This window comes from Pseudoalteromonas sp. MMG033 (assembly GCF_057197785.1).
Window position 1 is genome coordinate 143207 of the sequence record NZ_JBXVAL010000002.1, and the last position, 7651, is coordinate 150857.

The window sequence follows — 7651 nt, forward strand, 5'->3', positions numbered from 1 at the left end:
TCGGCTGCTTTACCAGTCTAATTGGAAGCCAACACCTATCGTACGCGGCTCACCGATGCTGCCATAAGCGCCGGACAGGCCAAAGTCCCTGCCGTCTTGGACAAAGATTTCATAATCATCATCAAGCAGGTTATTACCCCAAACATAGGCTCTCCAATCATCTTGCTGATAGCCGATCCGGCCACTCAAAAGGCTACGATCGCGGATTTTAGTGATTTCAGGGGCATCAATGCGAGAATATGTTTTATCGGTATAGCTGTAAGTCATAGAGACAAAAAAGCCATTATCGTTTTGGTATAAACCGCCTAAATTTGCCGTAAACTCAGGAGCTTGAGAAAATGACATTCCAGCCAGATCAATACCTTTGGTAACGAACTCTTTGAATTCAGTATCAATAAAGCCAAAATTTGCGAATAGATTTAAATCAGCAGTTGCCTGATACTCAATTTCAAATTCGGCACCACTGACTTTTGATTTACCAGCATTAACCACCGCGTCATCAAAACCCGGTAAGCCACCTGGTAAGGTAATAGTGACTTGTTGATCTGACCAATCAAAATAGAACAAGTTAGCATTCAATAACAATTTGCCGTCAAGGAGCTGGTTGCGCATAAAGAGTTCATAGTTATCAATGTACTCTTCTCCATATGGCGTCGCTTGTCCAAGGAACATCGCAAAAGAAATACCGCCGGCTTGAAACCCTCGACTGTAACTGGCACCGACTCGAGTAATGTCACTGATATCATGAGCGACTGTAAAAGATGGGATAAATTGGCTGAAAGACTCAGAAGCGGTCTGATCGCTGACAAAGCCATTGTCCTTAAAATCTTTTGTTGTGCGCTCTTCTTTGTTAAAACGCGCGCCAAATTTAAATTCCCAATCTTCGATAGGTTGCCAATTTAGTTGGCCGAACAAGGCTTGCTGTTCAATGATTTCTGTACTTTCAACGGTGTTGTTAAATGGCACAACTCCGCCTTGACCGTCAGGAAAAACACCTGCTCCGGTGAAGCCATTATTGTAATCTCCATCAGAGTAAAATAAACCGACTAAGGCAGAAAACTGCTCTCCTTCATAATTAAAGCGAAACTCTTGGCTAAACAGCTCTTCATTCATAAAGCCGTCAACACCTAACAGGTCAAAAGCAGTGTGATCTCCCTCAAAACGCTGCTCAACACCAAAATCATTGAATCCTGTAACCGAGGTAAAACGAAGCTTATCGCTTATTTGCCAACTGGCCTCTAAAGAAAATAAATCAAAGTCAGAAGGGAAGTCACCTTCAATATTGTAGACTTGTTCACCATGAAAAATATCACCGTCAGGTAAAGCCGCCACAAAAGGCGTTGCATTGGTGTCTGATTTATTATGCATATACGTGAAATCAAACACCAAATCCTCATCACCACGAGGCTGCCAACGAACTGCCAAACGAATTGTTTCTTCATCTTCGTTCTGCACATCCTCGCGACCAGTGGTTGTATTGATCACATCACCATCAGATTGACGTGTTTCGACCACGACTCTTGCAGCTAGTGTGTCTTCGGATAATACAAAATTTTGCATCAGTGCTAGGCGCATGGTATCAAACTGCCCGGCTTCTGCTCGCACCGCACCTTCATAGCCATAAAAATCAGGACGATTGTAATTAATATAAACAGAGCCAATCAGTGCATTTGGCCCTTGTAATGAAGACTGCGGCCCACGTAGCACCTCAGCAGAGGTTGCATCAAACAGCGATGGTTTGACATAGTTACCAGCAGACACGCCCATGGCAACTTGGTTTATCAAAATCGATGCCAGTGCGTTTGATCTATTCAAAGAGCCTGCAATGCCATCCGTATTTACACCTCGAATGCTATATGCACCAGAAATCGAGCTGCCTATTGAAACGTTTGCGGTACGATCAAAGGCATCTTCAACGTTATAAATGACTTGGTCTTTAATTTGGTCTTCACCAAAATACCCAACGCTAGATGCCATCTCCTGTCGTGTTTCACCTGTTTTACTGCCCACGACGACGATTTGCTCAATCTTACTCGCCTCAGGCTTGCTGCTCGGCACGTCCACCTCTAAAATAAAATCACCCGAAGCGGTTTGAGCAATACGTAAATCATTACTCGCAGCTAATTGTACTAACGCCTGTTGTGCAGTGAAGTTCCCTGAAACAATTGCGCTTTTATATTGGCTAATGTCGTCAACTTGCACTACAACCTGTTGCCCGGTTATTACCGTAAAATCTCGCAGCGCCTTCATCAATGGCTGAGCCTGAATCTCAAATCGATAAGTCGCGCTGCCATCAGCTGCGCCTTGGCCTAATGCAACTGGCGCGGTGATTAAAGCAGGCACAAACGCCAATGAACATAATAAATTAATGCGATTATTTTTCTTCCGGTATTCCATGCATACCATGCTTGATGTCTCCATTCAGTGTTAGACTCCGGTGACAAACTCACCGGTTCTTAGCTAGGTAGACAATTAAGCTGGCTGTACCCGTAAAAAATTAATCAAAAAAATAAAATAAACTTTCTAGAGAGGTCTTTGTGGCGTTTCAGAACGCAGTACCAATGTATTGCGCCCTTCTACATCACCACTTAAGCGGTAACTTTGCATAATAGCTCGCAGGGCATCATCCCCTTTATTCAGAATAAATGTACCTGAAACTGGGCGTTCCCCATCATAAATATAGCGGGTGTCCAATAGATAAGAAGTATAAGGTTGCAGGACTTCAAGTGCTTCAATCAGCGGCCTCTGTTCAAACACAATGATGCCGTCTCGCCATGCGCCTATCTCGGCCAAAGGTCTGGTTTTGACCTCACTGAGCTTGCCATCGGTTACCCGTACAACATCAGACTCACCTAGTTGTTTGGTCACATTGTGATTTGTGTCACTCACACCAACTGCACCACTTAATACTTCAATTTCTACCGCTTGATGGTCCAGTTTGTTCACCACAAACTGCGTACCCAGTACCGTTGCAACCGCACTGTCACTGGTCACCGTAAAAGGTCGACTCGGATCAGGCTGCACACTAAACAGCGCTTTACCACTGAGCAAAGTGACATGTCGACTTGAGTCAGTCATTGAGACTTTAAGATCAGTACTCCAATCTAACCAAACCTCAGTGCCATCTTCTAGCTCAACAGTTTGCTGTTGTCCCCATGCAGTTTGATAGTGTTTAGTCGACACTTTGGGTTTACTCGTAGGAGGAACCACTTTAACGACTGAAGGCTGAATGGGAGTAGAGGCTTGCTCATCGACACTGACATACAAGAGCGTCGATAAAGCCATAGCGATACCTAGAGGAGGAATAAGTTTAAGAGGTGCTTCTGCAAAACGCTCAAATCTCAATTGAATGGCGAGCTTAATTTTATCAAAAAGAGATAAAGACACATGCTCTACTTGACCCAATATAGCCCAATCAGCTTCCGCCTTTGCTGCTGCTTGCTCATGCATGGGTGACTGCTTTCGCCAAGCATCCAACTGTGATCTACTTTTTGGGTCATCGTAAACTGCGACCACTAAGTCAAACGCTTCTCTTAATAGGCGCTTGTCAGGCTGTTGGTTATTCACAGCTTGTTCCTCAATTAACGTATCGTGTCCTATGAAGCCCAAAGGCTTCAATGTCTTCCTATTATAGAATACACGTCACGCGTAAAAAACCGTAATATTTAGTCATAAAGGCATGTGAAACAATGAGAAAGTGCTTTTTTTACGTGCTTCTCCACAGTGGAAAGGCTGACTCCAAGTTGCTGGGCGATGTCTTTTTGGCTGATCCCATGAAGTCGATACATGGTAAAAATTTGACGCGTTAGTATCGGTAAGTCCTGAATAGCTTGATTAACTTTTATAACATTCTCCCCAGATTCTACGATGGTCTCTGGGGTGCGCTCATCCCGCTCATCCATCATTGGTGCGATCAAAACATTTAATTCAGCTCTCGTGCGCTCAGAGCGCTGCAGGTTAAACGCTGCATTTTTAGCGGCTCGATATAAAAACGCTCGAACATCTTCGATGGGAGGATTTGGATCACGCTTTAGCAGGTTTTCTGCGACGGATTGGAAAATGTCAGCAGCCGTATCGGCACAGCCCACACGTCTGGTCAGGAAGCGATTAACTTCCAGTCGATATCGTTCGATTGACCCTGTGAGCGACTCAACATGGGACTTCAAGGATTTTTTACTCTTTACAGACAAATACATTATAAGTTCTTGATAAAAGGTTGTTGAACAAAATACTACTGACTGACAACGACGACTGAACAAACTATGTTATTCAGTACCCATGACACTATCACGAATAAAAATCATTCTCAATAAAAACCAGACCAATATCAGGAACTAAAATCACCCCCTTTAGTTTGCAACCACTTACAAACTACATAAGTTAAGAATTAAAAGTAGTAAGCACAATTAAATAAGCGCCAATCAAGCATGTGAAATGCTCACAACGTTAGATCAGCGCTCATTGATTTTCTATCATTAATCGCCGTGGAGATTAACCACCAGCGATTAAATTAGCTGTCATCTTCGTCATCATCATCTTTATCTGACGGCTTTGTAAACTTAAAGCGCTCAGGCAAGGTGTCTAGGTCTCGACCTTTACTCGGCGCTCTCAGCTCAGCAGTACCGTTTACTAACTTTGTCATATAGTCATATGCTAGGTTTCCAAACATAGGACAAAACTCAGCACTTTCATCAACAGCTGCTTGGAAGTGTACGCCACCCCATACACGGCTTTGGCCGCATTCTTCTGCAAATTTAGACCATGTATTGTAGGTGATTAGTGTATCTTTCGCTGGTGTCACTCCCGGCTCAATACGTGATTTACCTGCAGGATAAGTCAAGTTAAACGTCATGTTATCATCGCCAAAGTACAGTCTTGCTGCTTGTGCATGCGCATAACAAAAGCAAGTCGATGCAGACGGATATTCTGGGTGGTCGGCCTCTTCAAGGTAGCTCTTCCAGTCTCTGCCTTTCATGGTAACCGTGCCCTTACCTGGACCGCCCCATGCCTCAACAACATTGTCTTTAAATAGCTTTTGAATTGCACTGAAAGGTCTTACAGCGTCATATCTGTATTTCTCTTGCCAAACAAAAATACCCGCATCAAATGTTGCCATATTGACCACAAATTCAAATTGCATGAAGTCGAGAAGCGGTAAGTTTCTCGCGGTCGTATTTGATGCAACAGAGTAAGATAATGAACTGAATTTATCGTCAAATAACTCAGCTTTAAGCTTAAGCTCATCAGTTAAGTTTGCCGATACTTCTAGCACTTCTTTCGCTTGCTGACGATATGCTTTGCGATTACGGTGGTTACTATTGTGCGGAGGCGGCATTTCAAAATCACGCGGATCTTCATATGAGTAAGGTTCTGCCAATGCAAATTGTGGAGTTACAAACTGTTGGATCTTGTACAAGCCCAATCCTTTACGCTGCATATCTGGCTGCCAACGTGACGGGTTTTTCAATTTATACGCCGTGTTGACTGGTTTGTAATTTGTATAATCCGCATAAGGCGTTGGGTTATATGTTCTGCCGACATCACCATATTGATTCATACCATCGTTAAGGCGACCTGCGACAACCGCTTTACCAGCCACATTACCTAAACCAATCGGTGTGGTGATATCTGTACTGTTGTTGTCTGGATCAAGGCCAACATCAAGCAATAGCTTGCGCCAAGTTGGCTTGTACGTTGGCATGTAGCTATTGAGTACATGATATGACGCATAAAACACCGCAATATTGATATTTCTGTTTGTTGCCTCACTTTGCGGTCTGCGGCCTAAGTGCGAATAGACACCAACCGCGGTTGGGTGATAAGCAGCGGTGGCATCGTACCAAGCGTTTGTTAGCAAAATTGCATAACGAAATACCAGTGATGCATCACCATAATTTGCCGATACGTGCTCGCGCAGAGCTGGCAGACTACCAAAACCAACAACATCCAATGCCGCATTGTCGACATCAAAATCAAAGTCTTGCTTTACTTGTGCCGCACTGTGCATTGAGCAAAATAGAACAGACACTAATAATCCGACTTGGCAGATGTTTTTTCGTATTTGATAAATCATGTGTCTAATCGAAAGATACATTTTCATTTTCTTAAATTTCCTTGTACAAGTAGGAACCAGAAAAATACAGTACTGAGCTACACATTAAGCTCAGTACTGCTATCACTGGCATATGCAAAAAATTGAGCGGTTAATCCTCATCAACAGGTAACCCATGCTTAGCCCGCCAATGCTGAGTTTGCTGGCTGATAAACCACTGAATAATTCCGTGGTACAACGACTCAATATAATCAGCTGGCAACTGGTGTTGCTCAGCCCATTGACGCCTTTCCAACAACATGGCGGCAACCCGCTCTGGTGCAGGAATACTGGCTTGGTTTGGTTTAAAACGCGCAGCGGACAACACATATTCCATGCGTTCTCCCAACAGTTTGATGATCTCTTGATCAATGGAATCAATGCCGTGACGGATGTCCGTCAGGTTTTCACAGTCTGATGGACGCTTCATAGATTTCACAAAATTATCCTTCTTTTCTAATCATTGTTGTTTCTCGGTGCCCCATGCATACGCAGATCCGTATGCCCATTTTTTGCTTGCCTCTTTTGACCAAATTCACCAGTTTCATTAATGAAAACACCTGCAACGACGCGACCCGTAAAATTTGCCTAAAAATTTTCCTAAAAACCTCATCACTGCGCCCTAAGCTGTGCTTGAAGCACTTCAGCAATGTAACTAAGTAGCGCAGCGCGACTAGTCTCATTTAGATAAAAATGATCGCCTGCAAATAATGTTCGATTAAAATAACCATTCGTTTCATTGCGCCAAGCGTCAAGCTCAGCCACACCAAATTCGGGCTCATCCTCACCACCAAAAGCATGAATAGGGCAATCAAGAGGCGCTTCGGCTGCATAGCTATAAACATCTGTGATGGCAAAGTCGGCACGAATGACTGGCATAAACAGCGCCATCAATTGGGCTTCCTGCAACACGGTCTCAGAGGTACCACCTGCATAATGGGTGCGTAACACATCAACAAATTGCGTATCTGGCAAGGTATGATAAAAAGGCCGAGATAGCGGCAAACTCGGTGCGCGGCGCCCGGACACCATCAGTATTTGTGGCATTGGTCCACCGCGTCGACGTAAGGCCCGCGTCAATTCAAATGCCAATAACGACCCCATACTGTGGCCAAAAAAAGCAAATGGTTTATCCAAATAGTCACTCAGACCATCAGCCAGCGCGTCGGCAGCTTGATAGGCATCATCAAAACATGCTTCACCAATTCGCATTTCTCTTCCCGGTAACCTTATCGGGCGTACCTCAATATCCGAAGGTAATTGCTGCGCCCAACCTCGAAAGGCCAATGTGCCGCCACCTGCGGCGGGAAAGCAGAATAACCTCATTTTTGCTTGCGGGTTCTCTGTTCCACCAACCCATAATGATGCTTCGTGGCTCATGTTGCGCTCCTTGTAAGCGTTAATTTTTAAAACATTTATAAATTGCCAACTTCACCCAATGGTGAACTAGCAAACAGTGAAAAATGAACTTAGCTTAGGCATCTCTTCTCACATCACCTCAATATGCTTTTAAACTAGGTTCGGCCCCGATTGCGGGGCCTTAGGTGCCAATCATGACTT

At 44.1% G+C, this 7651-nt stretch carries 6 protein-coding genes; all 6 read right to left on the reverse strand.

Annotated elements, in window-relative coordinates; all coding sequences use genetic code 11:
* Window positions 1-9 precede the first annotated feature (9 nt).
* Entirely contained in the window at window positions 10-2397 is a 2388-nt protein-coding gene (locus AC2CZC_RS22115; RefSeq protein WP_484585446.1) for a TonB-dependent receptor, read from the reverse strand.
* 126 nt (window positions 2398-2523) lie between these two features.
* Window positions 2524-3567: a FecR family protein gene (locus AC2CZC_RS22120; RefSeq protein WP_484585447.1), complete on the reverse strand. Its 1044-nt coding sequence runs from the start codon at window positions 3565-3567 to the stop codon at window positions 2524-2526.
* A 98-nt stretch (window positions 3568-3665) separates the two neighbouring features.
* Entirely contained in the window at window positions 3666-4196 is a 531-nt protein-coding gene (locus AC2CZC_RS22125) for an RNA polymerase sigma factor (RefSeq protein ID WP_484585448.1), read from the reverse strand.
* A gap of 314 nt (window positions 4197-4510) precedes the next feature.
* On the reverse strand, window positions 4511-6100 hold the full coding sequence (locus AC2CZC_RS22130; protein WP_484585449.1) for a vanadium-dependent haloperoxidase: 1590 nt from the start codon (window positions 6098-6100) through the stop codon (window positions 4511-4513).
* Between the two features lie 103 nt (window positions 6101-6203).
* Entirely contained in the window at window positions 6204-6521 is a 318-nt protein-coding gene (locus tag AC2CZC_RS22135) for an isochorismate lyase (RefSeq protein ID WP_063364351.1), read from the reverse strand.
* 182 nt (window positions 6522-6703) lie between these two features.
* Window positions 6704-7471, reverse strand: a complete 768-nt coding sequence (locus AC2CZC_RS22140; protein ID WP_484585450.1) for a thioesterase II family protein — start codon at window positions 7469-7471, stop codon at window positions 6704-6706.
* Window positions 7472-7651: the final 180 nt, after the last annotated feature.

Coding starts and splice junctions, on each gene's coding strand:
- AC2CZC_RS22125 (WP_484585448.1), bottom strand. CDS start 4,196: ATGTATTTGTCTGTAAAGAGTAAAAAATCCTTGAAGTCCCATGTTGAG.
- AC2CZC_RS22135 (WP_063364351.1), bottom strand. CDS start 6,521: ATGAAGCGTCCATCAGACTGTGAAAACCTGACGGACATCCGTCACGGC.
- AC2CZC_RS22130 (WP_484585449.1), bottom strand. CDS start 6,100: ATGAAAATGTATCTTTCGATTAGACACATGATTTATCAAATACGAAAA.
- AC2CZC_RS22140 (WP_484585450.1), bottom strand. CDS start 7,471: ATGAGCCACGAAGCATCATTATGGGTTGGTGGAACAGAGAACCCGCAA.
- AC2CZC_RS22115 (WP_484585446.1), bottom strand. CDS start 2,397: ATGGAATACCGGAAGAAAAATAATCGCATTAATTTATTATGTTCATTG.